The following is a 19,850-nucleotide window of genomic DNA, read 5'->3' as shown; positions in this document are numbered from 1 at the left end:
TTAAATGTTAGAGGTGTCCAGCCAATGTTTATCGTCCATTCAACTTTTCCAGTACCAGCAGAAAAAGCAGCTGAAGTTATTGGAATTTACAAAAACCGCTCACGATTAGTAGATAATAATCCCGGTTTTATCCGGTTTCTCCTCCTTCAAACAGAAAAAAACAAGGGAGAAATTACCGTCCATATGGAATGGGAAACAAAGGAAGATTATTTGAAGTGGGTTAGAAGCACAGAGTTTAAAGATATTCATGAGCTAGAGAAAAAATACCCTGACAAAGAGCTAGCTGCCATTATTCCTACTGTAAAGCAGTTTTTGGTGGTTGCTGAGTAACAATGAATATCCTGTAAATTGAGAGCGGTTTGTATACGCAAATAGATTAGTAACAAATGGGATGACCAAGTTTGAGTGAGAAATAGGCAGAGCCTAGGAAGATTCCTAGGCTCTAGTTTTTGGTATAAAATTGATAGAATAATTTCGGTAATCTTATAGAAGGCTCGCAAAATTTACTGTTCATGTATTTTCTTGATTTATACTATTTCGTTCAAATCCTAAAAAACGGGTGCCTTGAAAGTTCAAAATACCTGTGTCATTTTCAGAAAGCAGCCCATATTCTTTTCCAGAAACATGAAACTCTGTACGATCGCCGCTTTCGAACTCAAATGTGACATAATACGTAGTATATGTACTGGAAGAAAGACTATTATTATCATTATTGGAACCTCTGCTGACATCTGTACGTTTTGCTTTAATTATCGCTGGCACACTTAATCTTGGCGACTGCTCATTTTTATGCCACTGGCCAATTCCTTTAAATATCGTAAACAAAATACTACCAATAACGAAGATAAAAATAATTCCTATAAAAATGGGTCCAAATTGGAATAAAAAATCTCCAAAGTAAAATTCATCATCTGGCATGTTAACACTCCTTCTGCTAAATATTGTAATTATATACGGTTAATAATTAATAAAGTTTCGTTTACTATGTGTCTATATTAAAAGCAAAATAAAATAGCCACCAAACATAGTGGCTATTATGGACTATAAAATCTAATATGCTAGGACAGATTATGCTCCTCTACCATAATACTATAAGAGATATTTAGCTTTTCCCACACCCAAGCTTGAAAGACCTCCTCCAATCTTTTCTGTAAAGCTGTAGCCTCTAAATCTTCTTTTATTTGTAATTCTTCCAAACTGAATGTCTCTGTTGCTTCTGTTCCTATAAATTGCGTACTGCTAAATGAAAAAGTTACTGTTTTTGGCATTATCCCCCTCCTCTTGGTCAACCATTGTAAATATATGGTAGAAAACAAACGAAAAATACTTAACAAATAACGCAAGTGATTTAATAATGTCCTACACAATTCTTATCATGTTAATATTTGAACCTTGTATGTCAATGCTACGCTATATTCTCCATGCGTTAAACGTCAGCAGTTTAAATCACCACATGCTTATACCTATTTAATACGAAAACTGCCGCAGCAATTAAAATTATCCCCATAAAAGCAGGTGCAGCATGACCTAGGGATACATAGATTTGCCCACCTATAATCGGTCCAATTATTCTTGCTAATGCTTGAATAGATTGGCTGCCGCCTTGAATCCTGCCTTGCTCACTAGCTTGAACTGACTTGGAAAGCATTCCATTGATTGAAGGTCCGATGATGGAATCACCAAAACCAAACAGGAATATTCCGGCTATAAAAAGCGGGTATAGAGAGAATAACGCTGATACTGCCATAAAGCTGTAGCCGATAATCTCAGAAACCATTCCTATCATCCCTATCTGGACATCATTGTATTTCAGCAACAGCTTTGGCATTAGGAAGCCTTGTGAAAGGATGTCTTGGATACCCAATATAGAAAACATAAGTCCGATTATCGCAGGCTCCCATTTGAAAGTATCAATCGTAAACTGTGAAAATACTGCCTGTAAGGATCCGTTAGGAATCGAAAGTAAGAATACTGAGATAAGGAGCCATTTTATATGTTTTATAGAAAGTATGTTTAGTAGTTGTATGAATGGATTTAGTCTTACTAACGTAAGCTTTTTCAGCCTGTTGTTTTTGTTAAGACTCTCTGGCATATAAAAAAATCCGAATACAACATTAAATAAGGTTATGAATGCTGCAGCATACATTGGTACAGAATATCCAAACTTTGCTAGTAATCCACCTAATGCAGGTCCAACAGCAATGCCTACACCTGTAACAGCACTCACCCAGCCAAAGTATTTTGTTCGCTGCTCATTCGGGATAATGTCTGCAAAATAGGCGAAGATAGTGCTTATACTCCCGCCTGTTACACCTTCAACTATCCGCCCGACAAACAGGACCCATAAAGCTCCTCCAATACCAAAAACAATGTAGCCAACACTTGATCCAATTAGGCATATTAAGAGAATTGGACGACGGCCATATCTATCGCTTAAAGCTCCAAGCCCAGGTGCCGCTAAAAAAACACAGGCTGCATAAACAGAGGTCAGCACTGTTACTATAATTGCCTGATTTGCATCATTATGAGCATACGGATGCACTAAGTATGGAACGACTGGTGCTATAATACTGAAGCCTAATCCGCACAGAAAAACTGACATAAGACCGAATATCAACGCCTTTTTATCTACAACTTGTTCTGTATTTTGAAGTTTTTGTGATCTAAATTTGAACATTATATTTCTCCTAAATTACATTTTTATTTCCGAGGAAACAAAAATACTGTATCATCTTTTTGTTTCCCGGTCAACAAAAATCAAAACAAAAAAATACAGCTCAATTCCTATTAGAATTGGGCTGCATGTGTTTTATGTTTCATTCCTATTCAGGCTTGATAGCTACTTCTTGTCTTTTTATTTCCGTATCCAAATGCTTACTATACATTTCTACAAAGCAAAGAATACTGTCAAACTGTTCCTCAGTTATCTGTTCAAATACTGCTTTGTCACGCTCTCTAAACTCTTTATGGAGATCATCATGAATTTTGTTTATTGCCATACCTTCCTCTGTTAGCCTAAAATAGATTTCTTTTTTATTTTCCGGCTTTTGGTAGCTTTCAATTAGGCCTTTTTCGAGAAGTTTTTTCGTTATTTTACTTATTGCACTTCTAGTCATAAAAAAGGATTCTGCCAGTTTCGTTACATTGGAATCTGCGTTTTTACCGATAAATTCGATACAATGTACTTCAGATGACTTATGACCCTTTAAACTTTCTTCCATTTTAGGCTTATTAAGCCAAACTATCTTATTTAATATATCTCTAAATCCCAAAATGACCTGTTCTTCTTTGTACATTTAGCTGACCTCCTACCAGTTAGTGCATTAACATTATTATAGTAGAATTTTTGTTTCCATTTCAACATTATTACATCGTTATTAGAGATGGAGCTGTTTACACCAATCAGCTGTCTGTTCTTTTTAGGCACTTCTTTTATGATATTTGGATGCGTAAAATATACAGAACGGTTACATAAGTCATTCAATTAGCAGGTGTGGAATCCATTATTCAAATTTCAATTTAAAAAATACAGAAAGTTTAATTAAAGTAAAATATTCCAAAAAAGTTTAATTTTATGGAAAAATTTGATAAAGTTAACAATAGAATAAAAACATCATAAGGAGTGACAAGCATGAAAGGAAATCTGATAACCCCTGTAATAACGTTAGTTTTAATGGTAGTTATTAATTATTTTGCCGCAGTATTGTTTCACATCCGATTCATTGAACCAATGTTTTTTATTGGCCTTGCTTTTGTTGGTCTATTATTCTCGTTTAATAGCTCTGGTGGAGCTTGGTCTAGGGTAACTGACAGTCAAGTATCTGCACAAACTGGTATAATTCAAGAGACGAAACCCTTTGCTTATAGAGTAAATTTACCGCTATGGGTAGCGATCGGTTACACGGTAATTGGACTAATTATCCTTATTTTATTAATCGCAAAGGTAATTCCGCCAGCAAGCTAAATATAAACTCCCATGTCTGCACATGTGGAGTTTTTTATTGTTATTTGAAAAACTCACCTAATGTTTTCTATTCCTTCTGGCCTAGTTAAACTCCTATCATTTAGCTTACTGCCACAAGGATATTTAATGCAAACAGTCTGTCTCTGTCTTTTCCATGTCATCTTCAGTGGAGTATGTATAATAAATGGCAGAAATTCCTTCTCTCTTTGCGTCATCAAAGGATTTTAAGCTGTCAAGGAGCTCCTCTTCCACTTCTCCATCCTCACCTACATATATTTCTCGATGTACTTCAAATTGATCCTCTACGCAAACTACTTCCCAGCCTTGATTGTTTACGTACTTTGTTGCGGTTTGAAATGCTATTTTCATATTGTCTGCTTTAACCCAGCAATTTACGTATGCACCAATACATTCTGCCTTTTCGGGATTATCATTATGTGGTATTGCTTCTAACTGTACTAAATATATGGCCATCATACTCTCCTGACACAATCATTATTTTCCATAATGCATACTATATTAATAGCTGCCATTAGACATCTGCTAAAAATATAAAACCATTAATTCCTCATCGAGATAGGAATTATCTATTTTTAATGCTTTTTTATCTATTCCATATGTTGCAAAGCCTAATGATTTATAAAGATTTTTTGCAGGCTGATTAGCAGCACCAACCGTTAAATATATTGCTTCAATCCCAACCATTTGCTTAGATTTTATGATGGCTTCCTTTAATAACTTTTTCGCCAAGCCTTTTCCTCGTTTTTCAACAGCAACATACATCGCAAAAATAGTTATCCTGTGTTTTAGTTTTGCTTTTTGCTCTAACTGCAATGTCACAACACCTAAAAGCTCACCGTTTTCAAATGTACCTAGAGTATATGAATGTGAATTGCTCAACCTGTTCTCGAATGTTTCTAGGGTGAATTCTTTTTCCTCTTCATAGCTGGATGCAAAGGCTTCTGGACATAATTTTAAAGCTTCTAATCTTAATTTTTTATAGCGATCAGCATCCTTCTTTTCAAGCACTTTAATTTCCATGCTGCCCCTCCTCTAAGCTTTATTATCTTCTAACTATATTAACTTTTGATATCCAGTATTATAGTAGTTCTTTGTTTTTTCTATAGGAGCGTTTCAACGAAATATAGTTCGCACCAAACATCAAGATGCTTGCGCTAATTAGTAACCCTATAAATGCCATCCAATCATCTTCATTAGCAAACAATACACTGACATTAAAAATAGTTATAATCCCCAATATAATTAATGAAAAGCTGACAAAAACACTAGTTTTTAATAGAATAGCTCTTCGTTCTTTTTTAAAAGCCTTCTCTGTTGTGATATCTGAATACTCTATTCCAGAAAGTATATGCCTAGCAGTAACATATATAAGAAAAATCACACATGAAATAAGTAAAATCGTTTCAGCCTAAAAAAATTCTAGAAAAACAGTTAAGATTAGCATTAATATTATTGAAATTATTTGAAGTATAGCTGCTTCTGTAATAAAAAACAATATTTGTTTCTCTTTATATTCGTCGTCAGGCAAAAAATACGTTATCCAGGATTTCATTATTCTTCTACCTCCCAAAATAATTCATCTAATGTTTTATTAAGCTGTTTAGCAATGGCAATACATAAATTAAGACTGGGGTTATACATCCCCTTTTCAATTAATCCAATAGTTTGCCTTGTAACCCCAACATTTCTTGCCAATTGTTCTTGCGTCATTGAGGTTTTCATTCTGGAAATTTTCACATGATTTTTCACAGCATCACCACCAAAAGCAATATATATATTACAAATGTTATATATACCTTACATTAATTTGGAAATAAATTCAAGTAATTCTTGTTTTTTATTTCTTTTCATTAAAACTACAGCAACACATAATGGCTAAATGTTTGTTCCATCACAATCTACGCAAAAAAAATCAAGTCAGCCGGTCTTGGGGCTGACTTGATTTATAGACTGCTACCATAAAGGAGCAATCAATCTTCTGTCTCTTCTTCCTCTTCCACGTATATATCATGCTCGCCAAGATAAATTGGTCCATTTGCATGGTCAATTCTGATTGGCCACTCATACGGAACAGCTAACCTTCTTGCAATATCTCTCCAAAAAGCAGTTGTCTCTGCTTCAAATTCTTGAAAATCCTTTAATAGCTCTTTATAAGATGTACCATCAAATTGTATGTTCATGTCTTGCAAGCGAACGAAGGCCATATGCTTAATTTCTAGCTCTGCTGCTTTATCCATTTCTGCTTCTGTTGCCTCACCAATAATTGTTCCAGGTGGAGGTAAAATAGTATAAATATTATCTACTTCTACTTCTGTTCCTTGTGTGGGAATCATTTTGTTTTGATTGAACATTATTTCAGCTCCTAGTAGAATATTTAGCAAAACAGATTATTGCTTTTCTTATCGATATACAGATTCAACACAAAGGCATGCTATTCCTTCTAGCTCTTACAATTCTTCCCTGATTACATCATTTGATGATTGAAGAAATAAGTAAAATACTATGAAATGGCGTGCTTTATCGAAATGAATATACTCTTTATAAAAATAAGGATATTGATCAATATGAGGTTCCAAAAATTGATATTGTTTAAAAATTTCAAAGAAAGACATTTGCAACCACGCAATTGATTTAGGAGAGATGTTCCTAGATTGACCTCTTATGAGGAAACTTAAACTACCTGCGATCATCATCCAATATGTATTTAAATCAGCGATTAAGCAGTCTTCTTCTAATAATTGCTTTTTAAAATCTTGTTGAATTTTAGATGAATCTTGATACGGAAATGGATTTTGTAATGATAACTGCAGCAACTGTTTTATCGTATTAGGGTATTTTTCTTTACAAACTTCCCCTATCATTTTATAAAAGAAATGTAGAACTTCCGCATGAAGTGAATTTCTGTTCACATGATTTACTTGAACTAATTGGCTTAGCTCTATTTTCTTTAATTTTTCACCCATCACATCACCTAGTACATATATTTAATTCATAACTTAAAAACCCATTCTCCTAAATTTACATATATACTAATCTATTATATAGAAATTTATCCCAATTTGTATTCGGTCTTGTTCAAATACAGTAATATATAAGAATATCAGCAGAAAAATACAAGATATGTGTGCTAGGAATTCACTACATTTAAGTTCTAGAAAGGAAGCTTATTATTATTGAAAAGAAACAATTAAAGCAACTGGAAATTCCGAAGTGGGGAACATACTTGCGTGGTAGATGGCGTGAATGTTTTGCAAGCCATCTTTCCTTAAAAGAACAACAGGAGATTTGGCTGAATGATTTTCTGTGGCACTTATGTTCTTGGGAAAAGGTAAAATGTCTTAAGCAAGATGATGCAATAACAGCATTTCATCAGCAAGCCAAGCATAAATATACAATATTTTATCAGTTTATTGATGACGCATACCTATATGAGCATGCAGACACACTTACAATAAAGGACCTACCTTATATAGAAGGTGATATGTATTATAATGACATGTATGTAATGGATTGGAATAACAAATGGACTTTTATCATGACACATGAAACAGAATGCGGTCCATATTTTATTCAACGCAAATAAATGAAAAACACTTTTCGGCCATTGAATTGGCAAGTGTTTTTCATTATTTTTTCTCTATCAATCTTCCAATCTACCAAACCAAATCAAGCAGCTAATCCACTTCCTTCATTCTTTTAACAGCTGGCGCTTTAATAAGATTGCCTTTAACCATAACCATTGATATATCCGCCAATGCTTTTATATTGTCTAACGGATTTTGGTCTAGCACGATTAAATCTGCTTGTTTTCCAAGCTCTATTGTCCCTGTCAGGTCATCGATTCCTAAAATTTCTGCATTTGTTTTTGTAACTTTTTCAATCAGTTGGATTGGGTTCAGATTTGTTTGTCTCATAAGATGGTCTAATTCCCGCCAAATATCATAGTGGGTCACAAATGGCATGGCTGCATCTGTTCCAATTCCCATTTTAATATCATATTTTACTGCCTGCTGTACTCCTTTCAGCATGGAATCATAGACAAGTCGCGAGTTTTCCTTCACTGTTTCACTCACCCTTGTAAGACTTCTGTCTAATTTTGCACTAGGATAACCTGCCTGCAATGTAGGTATTAATGCCGTGTAGCCCTTTAATGCGTTAGGATTTTTTTTATATAATGTGATAATTTCTTCATCCATCTCTGCACCATGTTCAATCGTATCTACTCCACCTCGAAGAGCGATTCTTACTCCCTCTGTGCTTTCTACATGTGCTGCAACGCGCATGCCGAGTTTATGTGCTTCCTTACAAATGGCAGCAACCTCTTCCTCTGTCATCTGTAAGCGGCCAGCTTCACCGACCATTTTTGCATCAGTAACACCGCCAGTGACACAAATTTTGATTAAGTCCACTCCGTTTTTAACATTTATTCTGACATTTTTGCGCGCTTCCCAAGGAGAGTCGCCGACTAAAGCCAAATAAGGTGCCCCGTGTCCGCCTGTCACACTCAGAAAATATCCCGATACAAGCAGATTTGGTCCAACAAATTTGTTTGCCTTTATTTCATCCCTTAAGTGAACATCCTGATAGAAAAATTCTCCAACACTGCGCATCGTTGTTACACCAGCGTGAAGTGCAGTAATGGCGTTTTTTTTCATTCGTTTCTTTAATACACTTCTGCCAATTTTCGTATCCAAGATATGATGATACGCAAAATTCAGCATTCCTTCACTGACAGACAATGAAAAAGGTTTACCATCCGCAAAAAGATGGACATGGGCATTGATGAGGCCCGGCATTACATATTTCCCTGAAATATCCACCGTTTCATAATTACTTGGAACTGAAAGATCGTCTGATTTTCCGATATCCTGAATTATCCCTTGTTCATTAATTAAAATAGTCCTATTTGTATCAGCTTTTTTTCCCATCTCTCCATATATTACCTGGCAGTTCTTTAATGCGTAACCTGTCTTCATGAAATATTGTCCTCCTTACATTTAATAATGAATTATCCATTCATTATTAATGATAAAAAAAAGCGATAGCACCTCTATACAATTTGGGCGTATATCGGTGAATCACTTACTATTCATTTAAGCTTTTTACTCCATGCAGTCGGTAAATATTAAGCATTTCAAAAATTCGTTTTCTGCTTTCTACGCTCATCTCGCGCTTTAGTAAATCCAATATCATATCGACGAAGCTATTAGCAAGAATGTTTAATAAAATAATGTTTTCTTCCTTGTTAATATCGGATTTTTTGTGGGTGTTCTTCATGTACGGCTTTTTTGTTGCGATCATTAAATCTATTAGTTCGTTTTTGGCATTGCTGTAAATAGTACCATGACTTTTTTCAAAAATAATGACAATTTGCATATGATATTCCGTTAATAGATGGATTTGTTCTTGATAAATTGCAGCCTCTTTTTCATTCGTATCGTCAAAAAAGTTCTGATTTACGATATGTATGCTTTCCACTAATATTGTTTGCAAATAATCTACTAAGGATGCTGGAACTACTGTATAAAACAGCTCATTTTTGTTTTTAAAATACGTATATATATTGCCAACTGAGATATTAATTTCTTCTGCAATATCACTCATTTTCGCCTTTGAAAAACCTTTTTCAAAAAATACTTTTAATGCCGCAGCTTCAATTTGTTTTTTTACTTCCTCTTTTTTTGCTTGAATAATAAACACCTCTTAATAATGAATTAATAATTCACTATTAAATTAGTATAATCATATGCTCCTGTCAAATGAAAGGTTTTTATTACGATTTATAGTCTATTCATTTGTATATTTTTAAAATTATGAAGGTACTTTACCCGATAACCCATTATCCTGACTAATCCGATATGTGCTGAAAGAATGAAATCCAAATGCATCCAGTGACCATATATCCTGTCCTTATCACAATGATCCACTAGCTGTGTGTCAAATAGGGGTTATATCAGATGGAGCCTAATTGATTATTGATCAATTAGACTAGATTAAGTAATAAAAAAATAAATAACAGCCAGGCTAAATAGCGTTTAGCTGTACAAATAAATACTTACTAAAAATACAAACAAACCTTCTATATGGATAACTAATTTAATCAAACAATCAGCTTCCACGTAAAGAACTATTAATGTCATTTAATGCTTTAATACCTGCAAGATAAGCATTTAACGCCAGCGCTAGGCTTATATCAAGCTTTAATGGCAAACCAAATTCCCCGTTTTGTTCCAGGGATGCGAATCCATGCAGAATACTTCTTAATCCCCTGACAGCATGCAGGGTTTCTTCCTCGCCAAGCTTGTATTCGTTCATCACCTGAAGGACGATTTGAATACTTCTGCTTTGAATAGCTTCAAGCTCCTCATCTGCTGCACGAGGTGCACGAAGCATTGCCTCATATAGCCCAGGGTGACTGCGGACAAAGCTTACATACCTCTTGCCGAGATGATGAACAGCAGCATCTTGCGAGCGGCCAATGGCAGCTTCAGCTAATTGGTCATTCAGCTGCCTATATCCGTATTTTGCCATTTCAATTTTTAATACTTGTAATCCTTTTACATGATTATATAGGGACGGTGATTTAACTTGCAGCGTTGTAGCTAATGTGGCTAAAGTAACTGCTTCAAGACCATTTGTATCAGCGAGTTTTGTAGCAGTTTTTAAAATTGTTTGTAAATCCAGTCCAGGTCTTGGCGACATATCGGAACTTCCCTTCGAGCTTCTCTTTATTTTTGACTGCGTTCTATTGCCTTTTTCATGAGACCAGCTGGGTCTGTAATCATCTTACCATGGCCGACAGCAAGGACATAAGGAGATAATTCCAGCAGCTTGTTTGCACTGTTTAAAGCAAGCTCCTTATTCCATGTTGCAAATGCCGGAAATGGAAACAGCGGATTTAGTTGACCCGCAACAGCTACGCCTCCTCGTGTTTGCAAGGCGTCACCTGTAATTATCGCTCTGCTGCTTTTATCGAAAAAGGATAATGAACCTGGAGTGTGTCCAGGAGTTGAAATGGTCAGCAAAGCTCCTATTTCATCACCGTCCTCTAACAATATATCTGGCTTCGTTATTATCTTTTTAGGTACTCCCCCGCGAATAGGGGTGTCAGGCTCACCTGATTCAAGTCCAGTATCCCCCTTTAAAAGGCGAGAATCTCTTCTAGAAATATAGACAGGAGCATGTGGCAATGCTTCCTTTAATGCGTCCAATGATCCAACATGGTCATCATGGGCATGTGTCAGCACAATCCGAGTAATAGGTTTATTTACTTTCTTAGCAGCTGCAAGAATATGTTTACTGCTGTAAGGTAGTGCACAATCAATCAAGGTCAAGCCTTCCTTTTCTTCAACAAAATAACAATTTACAGGAAAGAATCGGGGCATAAAGGAAAGTTGATAAATATTGCCAATTTTCGTTATTCGCATCATATTGCTCCTCTCATCGCAAAACTAATCTAATTAACATAATAACTAATACCATTAGTTTTTACAACTGTTTTTCCTATCTTTTTACAGAACCATTAAAAGAGTTTTAAATATAGGTAGTTAGGTTCAGGTTACACAGCTAAACAATAAAAATCTATTTATTAGCTTTACGGATTGCTTTAATAACAGAAAAAATGCACCATCCTAAATAAACGCAGGCTGTAAGCCCCCATGTTAAAAATATCCCCAGACCTAAACCGATATTTGCATCTTCGTAATGATTTATCCAATCGTCTATAACCACATAGACCATAGGTGCAGCACAGATGAAGTACCCTAAAATGAGGAGGATACGACGTGTTTTCGTTTGTTTTTTTAGATTGAAAAAAAGAAATAAAAATGGAATCAATAAAATAACTAAGGTAAGAAGAACAATCGCAATCATACATTACCTCCATCCTATTTTATTTATATTATTTTTCACCGTTGGTTTATCACTAATGAACGAAATAATTGTCAAAAGGAGATTTTCTCTTCATGCAAATAAAACTGGCAGACAGTTAATCCACCAGTTTTATTTTTTAAAAATTACAGAAGATATTTCTAAACGGATACCTTCTTGCTTGCTGCAATTAAGCTTTTGATCTCATCTAATTCATTCTTATGAAACAGCTCGACAATTTTGCTGCCGACAATAACGCCATCACAATGCTTAGTCATTTCCTTAACATGCTCAGGTGTGGAGATGCCGAAGCCTGCCAATACAGGGATGGGGCTTACTTCTTTCACCTTAAGCAAATGTTCACCTAATTGCGCTTGGAATACTGTGCGTGAGCCAGTTATTCCTGTTACAGTAACTGCATATAAAAAACCGTTTCCTTTTTTGGCAATCTGCGCAATTCTGTCAATTGAACTTGTCAATGTTACGAGGCGAATGATTTCGACTTGATGCTTTTGGGCAGAGGACAGCAGTAGGCCCTCTTCTTCAATCGGCATATCAGGGACAATTAATCCGTTTACGCCAGATTTTTCACATGATGCAAAAAATGCCTCGATGCCATAAGCCAGAATTGGATTTAAATAGGTCATAAAAACAATCGGGATTGTTGTCGTCTCACGAAAGGATGCTAAAGTATCAAATACTTTTTTCAATGTTGTTCCTGCTTGAAGTGCACGAATTCCAGCAGCTTGGATGATAGGTCCATCTGCAACAGGGTCAGAAAATGGGATGCCAAGCTCAATTGCTGTTGCTCCAGCATTTTCAAGGAATTTAATTTTTTCCTCTAATGTTTCCAAGCCACCGTCGCCTGCCATAATATACGGAACAAAGGCTTTGTCGCCATTTCTTTTCACTTCGTCAAAACGTTCAGCAATTGTCGTCATTACTCTGTCACTCCCATTCTATCCATTACTGTATTAACATCCTTATCTCCTCTGCCTGATAAACAAACAACAATCGCTTCTGACTCTTTCATTTTTGGAGCATGCTTCAAGCAATAGGCGATTGCATGAGAGCTTTCTAATGCAGGAATAATTCCTTCAAGACGGCATAGCAGCTGCAATGCTTCGAAAGCTTCATCATCTGTAACTGATTCATAGTTCACTCTGCCAATATCGTTTAAATAGCTGTGCTCTGGACCAACTCCAGGATAATCAAGGCCAGCGGAAATGCTATGTGCTTCTTGAATTTGTCCATCCTCATCCTGTAACAGATACATATAGGAGCCATGCAATACACCTGGTTTCCCTTTTGTTAATGATGCAGCATGTTTATCTGTATGCAGACCATGTCCTGATGCTTCGACGCCATAAAGAGCAACTTCCTCGTCCTTAATAAATGGATAGAACATTCCCATTGCATTGCTGCCGCCGCCGATACAAGCAATGACTGCTTCTGGTAATCTTCCTTCCTTTTCAAGGAACTGTGCTTTCGTCTCTGTGCCGATTACACTTTGGAAATCGCGAACCATCATTGGAAATGGATGTGGTCCCATAACAGAACCGAGAATATAGTGTGTATCCATCACATTTGTCACCCAGTAGCGTAATGCCTCATTACAAGCATCCTTCAAGGTAGCACTTCCTGAGGTAACACTTTCCACCTTTGCACCAAGCATCTCCATCCGGAATACGTTCAGCTTTTGTCTTCTGATATCCTCTTCGCCCATAAAAATCGTACATTCTAATCCGAGTAAAGCACAAGCTGTCGCTGTGGCAACTCCATGCTGACCAGCTCCTGTTTCGGCAACTACCTTTGTTTTACCCATTCTTTTTGCAAGTAGTGCCTGGCCAATTGCGTTGTTGATTTTATGTGCACCTGTGTGATTTAAATCTTCTCTTTTTAAGTAAATTTTCGCACCTTTTAAATGCTTCGTTAGTCTTTCTGCATAATAAAGCGGTGTTTCTCTGCCAACATAGTCCTTCAATAAATAATCTAATTCCTCTTGAAAGGTTGGGTCTTTTTTTGCCTCGATATAGGCATTTTCTAGCTCAACTACTGCTGTCATTAATGTTTCTGGAACATACCTTCCCCCGTAGATCCCGAAATGTCCTGTTTTGTCTGGAAATGAATAGTTTACTGTCATGATGTGCTGCCTCCTTATTTAGTATGTAGGAATTGCTTCTCCTAAAAATGACTCGATCTTCTGTAAATCCTTTTTCCCGTCTGTTTCGACACCACTTGATACATCAAGCATAAATGGGTTAACCATATTGCTTGCTGAACGAACATTTTCCTTGTTTAAGCCCCCTGCAAGAATGACTTTTTTTCCCTTAAAGTCATAATCCTTCACGATATTCCAGTCAAATGCTTTGCCATTTCCGCCAAAGTAACGTTCACGCGCACTATCTAACAGAATATAATCGGACTGGAAATCGGCGATTGCTGCTAAGTCTTCTTCCCCTTTTATGCTAAACGCCTTAATCACTGGTAATTGGAAGGATGCTGCGAATTCACTTGATTCATCTCCGTGCAGCTGAATGACATTGATGCCTGAAATTCGGACGATTTCTTCGATTCTTTCCTTCGTTTCATTTACAAACACACCAACCTTCCAAACATCTTCAGGAAGCTTGTCGATAATGGCTCGGGATTTTTTAGGATCAATTTTCCGCTTGCTGTCTGCAAATACAAATCCGATCGCCTTTGCACCGTTTTGAACGGCGCAAAGCGCTTCTTCTGCTGCTCTTATTCCGCATATTTTTACATTCATGTTTTCACTTCCTCACAGCTTAACTTTCATGCTTGTTAATGTTTCACGTAGATTAGATGCTTTCATAAAGGTTTCTCCAACAAGAATGGCATTTGCCCCTGCTGCAACAACTCTGTCAATATCTGCTTGTGTGGCAATCCCGCTTTCGCTGACTAAATACTTGCCTGCCGCTTTAATCGTCGGGGCAAGTCGTTCGGTCACTTCTAAGGAAACGTTAAAGGTTTTTAAGTCTCTGTTGTTGACGCCAATTAAGCTGCAGTCTGTTTGCAGAGCTCTCTCTAGCTCCTCTTCATTATGGACTTCCATCAGCACCTCCAGGTCCTTTCCTACAGCATACTCATACAGCGAGTGGAGCTTATCATCATCAAGGGCCGCTACAATTAACAGCACAAGGCTTGCACCATGATGCTTTGCAAAGTCAATTTGAATTTCGTCAATGATGAAATCTTTACACAAAACTGGAATCGATACAGCACTGCTGACTCTTTCTAAATCATCATAGCTGCCCTTAAAGAAAGGTCCGTCTGTCAAAACAGACATCCCGTCTGCACCAAATTGGGCATATTTTAAGCCTTGGTCTTTTGGATCAAGTCCGATATTAATATCCCCTTTTGAAGGTGAAGCACGTTTAAATTCAGCAATAATAGCCAGCTGATCTGCATTTGCTAATTTTTCGATAAAAGATTTTTTTGGAATCACGGGGCTGTTTTGCAGTACCGCTTGTTGTTGTTTTAATTCTTCTACTACATCTGCCTTTTTTGCGATGATTTTATCTAAAATAGTTTCCATCTTATATCCCTGCTTTCTCGTACAATGAACTGTTTGCTACTAGCTGCTCTAGTTTAGATAAAGCTGCGCCACTTTCAATGCTGTTTCTGGCAAGCTCTATACCACCTTCAATATTGTCTGCTTTCCCTGCTGCATAAATGCCGATACCTGCATTTAATAGCACAGTATCCTTATAGGCTCCTTTTTCTCCCTTTAATACTTTCAATAAGATATCTGCGTTTTCCTTTGCATCGCCGCCACGAATCGCTTCATTGCTGTAAACAGACAGGTTAACCTCTTCCGGATGGAGATTTATTTTTCTAATATTGCCGTCTTCTAAGATGACCAGTTCATTGTCTCCTTGAAGGGACGCTTCATCCATGCCGCCAGCACCATTTAAGACAACCGCTCTTTTTCGTCCTAATCGCTTTAAGCTTTCTGCGAACAGCTCTGTAAAGTCTCTTCGATAAATACCAAGCACCTGTGTTTCTAATTCAATCGGGTTTGTTAGTGGACCAATTAAATTAAAGATAGTTGGAATGCCTAGCTCTCTCCTTACCTTCATGATTCTGCCCATTTTCGGCTGGACATGCTGTGCGAACAAGAAGGTAATCCCGATTTCCTTCAGCTGCTGTTCATTTTGCTCTGGAGTTACATTTAAATGTATGCCTAAGTGTTCCAGTACATCTGCGCTTCCTGTTTTACTTGAAACACTTCTGTTGCCATGCTTCGCAACTGGAATGCCTGCACCTGCTAAGACGAAAGCAGATGTGGAGCTGATGTTAAAGCTGTGTGAGCCATCTCCGCCAGTTCCGCAATTGTCAATACAGCCAGCAACATGACTGAATTTCAGTGTTTGTTCCCTTACAGCTTTCACTAAGCCGACAATTTCATCAACACTTTCTCCTTTAAGCTTCAATGCTGTTATAAAGGCAGCAAGTTCACTGTCAGTAACACTATTTGTGAAAAATGTTCTGGATACCTCAAGCATTTCTGCTTCTGTCAGAGACTCTCGATTCATTAACCTTTGCAAATAATGCTTCATTTCAATACACCCTTTCTTGTTTCTTTAATAAAGTTCGCTAGCAGCTGCTTTCCTGTATCTGTTCCTATTGATTCAGGATGAAACTGAAATCCGTAAAGTGGATGGTTTTTATGTTTTATTGCCATGATTTCTTGATCATCATTAGACACAGCCAAAATTTTAAAATCACTTGGTAGTGTGTCTTTATTTATAACAAGGGAATGATAGCGCATCACTTCAATCGGCTCCGCAAGCTCTGTAAAGATGGTGTTTGGATGAACACTAGTTAAGTAAGAGGTTTTTCCATGCATGATATTGTCTGCTTTTTTCACCTCTGCACCGAATGCATAACCAATTCCTTGATGGCCAAGGCAAATTCCTAAGATCGGAAATTCCTGATACAAATTCTGAATCACTTCTATTAAGATGCCTGCATTTTCTGGACGGCCCGGACCTGGAGAAAGGACGATACTCCTTGGAGCCATTGCTCTTATGTCTTCTACTGTTAGCTCGTCATTGCGTACGACTTTTACTTCCTCGCCTAATTCTCCTAAATATTGATACAGGTTATACGTAAATGAATCATAATTATCAATTAATAAAATCATGAAAGTCCCTCCAAGAATACTTTTAGTTTATGAATGGTTTCGTCATATTCTTTTTCAGGCACTGAATCATGCACGATACCTGCACCTGCTTGTATATAGGCTTTATTATCCTTAATAACCATTGTCCTGATAGCGAGAGCAAAATCCATATTGCCATTTTGGGAGAAATAGCCGACTGCTCCGGAATAAATTCCCCTTTTGACTCCTTCGAGCTCATTGATGATTTGCATCGCCCTAATTTTTGGAGCTCCTGAGACAGTTCCTGCCGGAAGACATGATATAAGGGCATCAACGCTTGACTGACCATCCTTAATTTGCCCGCTAACCTCTGACACAATATGCATGACATGCTTGTATTTTTCGACTTTCATGTATTTATCAATATTAATGCTTCCAAACTGGCTGACCTTTCCGACATCATTTCTTGCAAGGTCGACTAACATTTTATGTTCAGCCAATTCCTTCTCATCTTGTAGCAGGTCTGCTTCAAGTGCTTGATCCTCTTCAATACTTTTTCCGCGCGGTCTCGTGCCGGCAATCGGATTTGTGATAACCGTTCCATCAGTCGCTTTAATTAAGCTTTCTGGCGAGCTTCCGACAATTGCGTAATCTACAAAATCAAGATAATACATATATGGTGATTGGTTTTTCACACGTAGCTTTCTGTAGTAGGAAAAGCTTGAGCCTTTAAAGTCTGCTGACATCCGTTGGGATGGGACGACTTGGAATATGTCACCTTCTGTGATATATTCCTTGGCCTTTTTGACCTTTTCGACAAATTCATCTTTTGTAACAGAAGCTTTAAAGGCGGATAAGTGAACATCCTCCGTAACTTCTGTGTACGATGCTTCAATTTCCTGCTTCCTTTTTTCAAGCCTTGCTTTAAGACTTGCTTCTGTTGTTGACTCACATAGAGGAGACGCCACTAAGTAAACTGATTGTTCTAAATGGTCAAAAATCACGAAATCTTCAAAAAACAGTAAATGCACGTCAGGCAGCTGCAGCTCATCCTTCGCTTCTGGTCCGATATTTTCGTATTGCCTAATATTATCATAGCCTACATATCCGACCGCTCCAGCATTTATCGGAAGTCCAAATGGCAAATCGATATCATGGATTGGAAGCAGTTTTTTCACAAGCTCTAATGCTTTTTCCTCATAAAGTTCTGTACTGCCTGCTTTTACAATTGTTGTTTTAGCTCCATTGCCAATCAATTCAAACACAGGGTCACTGCCAATAATAGAATATCTTCCTGATGCTTCATGTTTCAATGAGCTTTCTAGGAGAAATTTCTTTGCCCCTTTTAACTTTTGATAAATGCTGATTGGTGTTAATGTATCACCTTCCAATTTTTCAATAATCACCATTTGGCTCCCTGTTGTTTTCATTTTGTCTCCTCCATATCATTAGGCGTTTGTTTGCAATAAAAAAGTCCCCTACTATGACTGCAATTAAGCAATGCATAGTAGAGGACGATTAAAAAACCGCGGTACCACCTCAGTTAGAGTGTAAACACTCTCTCTTTTCGAATACAATAATATTCTATCCTTTTAACGGTGGAAGCCGGCGAGTCCTACTATTGTTTCAGACCAGCACTCTTAAGTCCATTCAGCTAATCCTCTGGATCGGTTTTCACCAGCCACCGACTCTCTACACCAGACATATTAGCTTACTACTCTTAATCATTGATTTTATTATGAAAATGTTTATTAAAAAAGAACACAAAAAGGGCTTCTCTCCTATAAAAAGGACGAGAAACCCGTGGTGCCACCTTCATTAGCTTAGTTAATAAGCTCACTCTAAGAAATAATGCACTCAAAAATGTTGGCGCATATTTCGGTCTCTTATAACGATGAGACATTTCGCTAAAGCCTACTTCCATTTAAAGGTTTCGGTTTAGAAGCTCAGAAGTCCATTCGCTATTGTGTAACACTGATTCACACCAACCATCAGCTCTCTTAAGTTTCCAGCAATAGTTACTACTCTTCGTCATCGCTTATATTTATGTTATACCAATCATAAAAGACATGAATCAGATTGTCAAGAAAGAATTTTTATTTTTGCAATGCTTTTTGGAAGCGGCTTGTCCAATCCTCTGCTAAATCCTCAAGCTTCAGCATTCTTTCCACCTCTGCTTTATTCTTGCGGTCAAGCAGCATTACTTTTGTTGCATCCCAAACAGAAATATCCTCTTGTTTGCGCTCAAGCAGCACAATCTGGGACGAAGATTCAATTTCCCCTTCCTTTAACACCTTCATGAAATAACCAGTGTAACAAGTCTCGACAATTCGACTCAAAAAAGTAGGGACACTGTTGTATTTTGAGATTGTATTACATGGAATTCTCCCTTGTGTTACTTGAACAATTGCATCTCCAATTGAAAAAACATCGCCAATATATGTATCTTTTTCTAACCAGCCAGTACCACAAATATTTTCTCCAAACACAGGCGGATCCAGCTTTACATTAAATTGCTTTTCCCAATCCGCATAATGCTCATATGGGTAAAAGCATACTGCTCTTTCTTTGCCTCCATGAAAATCTTCATTCGCGACGCCATCCCCTGTAAAACTGTCAAATGTTAAAAAACATTGGTCCACAATTGTTTTGCCAATGCTTGAGGAAACTTGCTTGCCGTTCCAATCAAAGATTTTTGGCTTACCAACACTTAATGTGATAATATCTCCCTTCATTTTGTCCTCCTTATGCTTTTTTATCCTTTTATTATACCGTTATTTAGCACGATCCGAATAGGATGAATTTTTCCTTATTTCCTAAAAATCTCAGTGTAATTACTAATGTTCACGTACATATTATTATTAGTCA

25 protein-coding genes and 2 other annotated features are annotated in these 19,850 nt (G+C 37.1%); of the genes, 3 read left to right on the top strand and 22 right to left on the bottom strand.

The annotated features are described in order from the left end of the window. Positions 1–24 precede the first annotated feature (24 nt). Positions 25–330, top strand: a complete 306-nt coding sequence (locus NQZ71_RS10825) for an antibiotic biosynthesis monooxygenase family protein (RefSeq protein ID WP_144453341.1) — start codon at positions 25–27, stop codon at positions 328–330. 180 nt (positions 331–510) lie between these two features. Here NQZ71_RS10825 and NQZ71_RS10820 read toward each other — a convergent pair whose 3' ends face one another. The 4 genes from NQZ71_RS10820 to NQZ71_RS10805 form a co-directional block, all read right to left on the bottom strand. Continuing rightward, the gene (locus NQZ71_RS10820) at positions 511–918 is read right to left on the bottom strand and encodes a DUF2500 domain-containing protein (RefSeq protein WP_275007801.1); all 408 of its coding nucleotides are present in this window, start codon (positions 916–918) and stop codon (positions 511–513) included. A 140-nt stretch (positions 919–1,058) separates the two neighbouring features. After that, positions 1,059–1,268 (bottom strand): hypothetical protein, encoded by a 210-nt coding sequence (locus tag NQZ71_RS10815; protein ID WP_144453337.1) that lies wholly within the window; start codon positions 1,266–1,268, stop codon positions 1,059–1,061. 173 nt (positions 1,269–1,441) lie between these two features. Further along, positions 1,442–2,677, bottom strand: coding sequence for an MFS transporter (locus tag NQZ71_RS10810; protein ID WP_317010587.1), 1,236 nt, complete (start codon positions 2,675–2,677; stop codon positions 1,442–1,444). A gap of 145 nt (positions 2,678–2,822) precedes the next feature. Further along, positions 2,823–3,296, bottom strand: a complete 474-nt coding sequence (locus NQZ71_RS10805) for a MarR family transcriptional regulator (RefSeq protein WP_317010586.1) — start codon at positions 3,294–3,296, stop codon at positions 2,823–2,825. A 335-nt stretch (positions 3,297–3,631) separates the two neighbouring features. Between NQZ71_RS10805 and NQZ71_RS10800 the strand changes: the two genes are divergently transcribed. Further along, complete coding sequence (locus NQZ71_RS10800; protein ID WP_260055478.1) at positions 3,632–3,964, top strand: hypothetical protein; 333 nt, start codon at positions 3,632–3,634, stop codon at positions 3,962–3,964. A 123-nt stretch (positions 3,965–4,087) separates the two neighbouring features. Here the strand turns inward: NQZ71_RS10800 and NQZ71_RS10795 are convergent, their stop codons facing one another. From NQZ71_RS10795 to NQZ71_RS10775, 5 genes are all read right to left on the bottom strand, one after another. Continuing rightward, positions 4,088–4,441 carry a hypothetical protein gene (locus tag NQZ71_RS10795; protein ID WP_144453329.1) on the bottom strand — a complete coding sequence of 118 codons (354 nt, stop codon included), beginning with the start codon at positions 4,439–4,441 and terminating at the stop codon, positions 4,088–4,090. Positions 4,442–4,507: 66 nt separating this feature from the next. After that, complete coding sequence (locus tag NQZ71_RS10790; RefSeq protein WP_317010585.1) at positions 4,508–5,005, bottom strand: GNAT family N-acetyltransferase; 498 nt, start codon at positions 5,003–5,005, stop codon at positions 4,508–4,510. Positions 5,006–5,536: 531 nt separating this feature from the next. After that, complete coding sequence (locus NQZ71_RS10785; RefSeq protein WP_144453323.1) at positions 5,537–5,734, bottom strand: helix-turn-helix transcriptional regulator; 198 nt, start codon at positions 5,732–5,734, stop codon at positions 5,537–5,539. A 221-nt stretch (positions 5,735–5,955) separates the two neighbouring features. Further along, the gene (locus NQZ71_RS10780) at positions 5,956–6,318 is read right to left on the bottom strand and encodes a hypothetical protein (RefSeq protein ID WP_394374128.1); all 363 of its coding nucleotides are present in this window, start codon (positions 6,316–6,318) and stop codon (positions 5,956–5,958) included. A gap of 114 nt (positions 6,319–6,432) precedes the next feature. Beyond that, positions 6,433–6,948: a YxiJ family protein gene (locus tag NQZ71_RS10775; protein WP_317010583.1), complete on the bottom strand. Its 516-nt coding sequence runs from the start codon at positions 6,946–6,948 to the stop codon at positions 6,433–6,435. A gap of 209 nt (positions 6,949–7,157) precedes the next feature. On the opposite strand from NQZ71_RS10775, the gene NQZ71_RS10770 reads away from it, so the two are divergent. Then, positions 7,158–7,568, top strand: coding sequence for a DUF4275 family protein (locus NQZ71_RS10770; protein WP_144453319.1), 411 nt, complete (start codon positions 7,158–7,160; stop codon positions 7,566–7,568). A gap of 91 nt (positions 7,569–7,659) precedes the next feature. Here NQZ71_RS10770 and NQZ71_RS10765 read toward each other — a convergent pair whose 3' ends face one another. The 13 genes from NQZ71_RS10765 to NQZ71_RS10705 form a co-directional block, all read right to left on the bottom strand. Then, positions 7,660–8,961, bottom strand: a complete 1,302-nt coding sequence (locus tag NQZ71_RS10765; protein ID WP_317010582.1) for a metal-dependent hydrolase family protein — start codon at positions 8,959–8,961, stop codon at positions 7,660–7,662. Positions 8,962–9,070: 109 nt separating this feature from the next. Further along, the gene (locus NQZ71_RS10760; RefSeq protein ID WP_317010581.1) at positions 9,071–9,685 is read right to left on the bottom strand and encodes a TetR/AcrR family transcriptional regulator; all 615 of its coding nucleotides are present in this window, start codon (positions 9,683–9,685) and stop codon (positions 9,071–9,073) included. Positions 9,686–10,093: 408 nt separating this feature from the next. Continuing rightward, complete coding sequence (locus tag NQZ71_RS10755) at positions 10,094–10,687, bottom strand: TetR/AcrR family transcriptional regulator (RefSeq protein ID WP_317010580.1); 594 nt, start codon at positions 10,685–10,687, stop codon at positions 10,094–10,096. Between the two features lie 26 nt (positions 10,688–10,713). Further along, on the bottom strand, positions 10,714–11,412 hold the full coding sequence (locus NQZ71_RS10750; RefSeq protein WP_275008092.1) for an MBL fold metallo-hydrolase: 699 nt from the start codon (positions 11,410–11,412) through the stop codon (positions 10,714–10,716). A gap of 154 nt (positions 11,413–11,566) precedes the next feature. Then, the gene (locus tag NQZ71_RS10745; protein WP_260055472.1) at positions 11,567–11,857 is read right to left on the bottom strand and encodes a hypothetical protein; all 291 of its coding nucleotides are present in this window, start codon (positions 11,855–11,857) and stop codon (positions 11,567–11,569) included. A 158-nt stretch (positions 11,858–12,015) separates the two neighbouring features. Further along, positions 12,016–12,795 carry a tryptophan synthase subunit alpha gene (gene trpA / locus NQZ71_RS10740; RefSeq protein ID WP_144453307.1) on the bottom strand — a complete coding sequence of 260 codons (780 nt, stop codon included), beginning with the start codon at positions 12,793–12,795 and terminating at the stop codon, positions 12,016–12,018. Further along, entirely contained in the window at positions 12,795–13,997 is a 1,203-nt protein-coding gene (gene trpB / locus NQZ71_RS10735; protein ID WP_317010579.1) for a tryptophan synthase subunit beta, read from the bottom strand. The genes trpA and trpB overlap by 1 nt, the downstream gene beginning before the upstream one ends. 18 nt (positions 13,998–14,015) lie before the next feature. Next, positions 14,016–14,624 (bottom strand): phosphoribosylanthranilate isomerase, encoded by a 609-nt coding sequence (locus NQZ71_RS10730; RefSeq protein WP_260055469.1) that lies wholly within the window; start codon positions 14,622–14,624, stop codon positions 14,016–14,018. 12 nt (positions 14,625–14,636) lie between these two features. Further along, complete coding sequence (gene trpC / locus NQZ71_RS10725; RefSeq protein ID WP_144453302.1) at positions 14,637–15,413, bottom strand: indole-3-glycerol phosphate synthase TrpC; 777 nt, start codon at positions 15,411–15,413, stop codon at positions 14,637–14,639. Between the two features lies 1 nt (position 15,414). Beyond that, the gene (gene trpD / locus NQZ71_RS10720; protein WP_144453300.1) at positions 15,415–16,437 is read right to left on the bottom strand and encodes an anthranilate phosphoribosyltransferase; all 1,023 of its coding nucleotides are present in this window, start codon (positions 16,435–16,437) and stop codon (positions 15,415–15,417) included. After that, positions 16,434–17,024 carry an anthranilate synthase component II gene (locus NQZ71_RS10715; protein WP_144453298.1) on the bottom strand — a complete coding sequence of 197 codons (591 nt, stop codon included), beginning with the start codon at positions 17,022–17,024 and terminating at the stop codon, positions 16,434–16,436. The genes trpD and NQZ71_RS10715 overlap by 4 nt, the downstream gene beginning before the upstream one ends. Then, positions 17,021–18,412 (bottom strand): anthranilate synthase component I, encoded by a 1,392-nt coding sequence (gene trpE, locus NQZ71_RS10710; RefSeq protein WP_260055466.1) that lies wholly within the window; start codon positions 18,410–18,412, stop codon positions 17,021–17,023. The genes NQZ71_RS10715 and trpE overlap by 4 nt, the downstream gene beginning before the upstream one ends. Before the next feature lie 77 nt (positions 18,413–18,489). Next, positions 18,490–18,719, bottom strand: a binding site (T-box leader). Between the two features lie 48 nt (positions 18,720–18,767). Continuing rightward, positions 18,768–19,026 (bottom strand) — a binding site (T-box leader). A gap of 52 nt (positions 19,027–19,078) precedes the next feature. Next, complete coding sequence (locus tag NQZ71_RS10705) at positions 19,079–19,717, bottom strand: MOSC domain-containing protein (RefSeq protein ID WP_144453296.1); 639 nt, start codon at positions 19,715–19,717, stop codon at positions 19,079–19,081. Between the last annotated feature and the right edge of the window lie 133 nt (positions 19,718–19,850).

The organism is Niallia taxi, assembly GCF_032818155.1.
GTDB classification, from domain to species: Bacteria; Bacillota; Bacilli; order Bacillales; family Cytobacillaceae; genus Niallia; species Niallia taxi_A.
The sequence above is the reverse complement of the archived record's forward strand: the minus strand, read 5'-3'. Positions and strand labels throughout refer to the sequence as shown.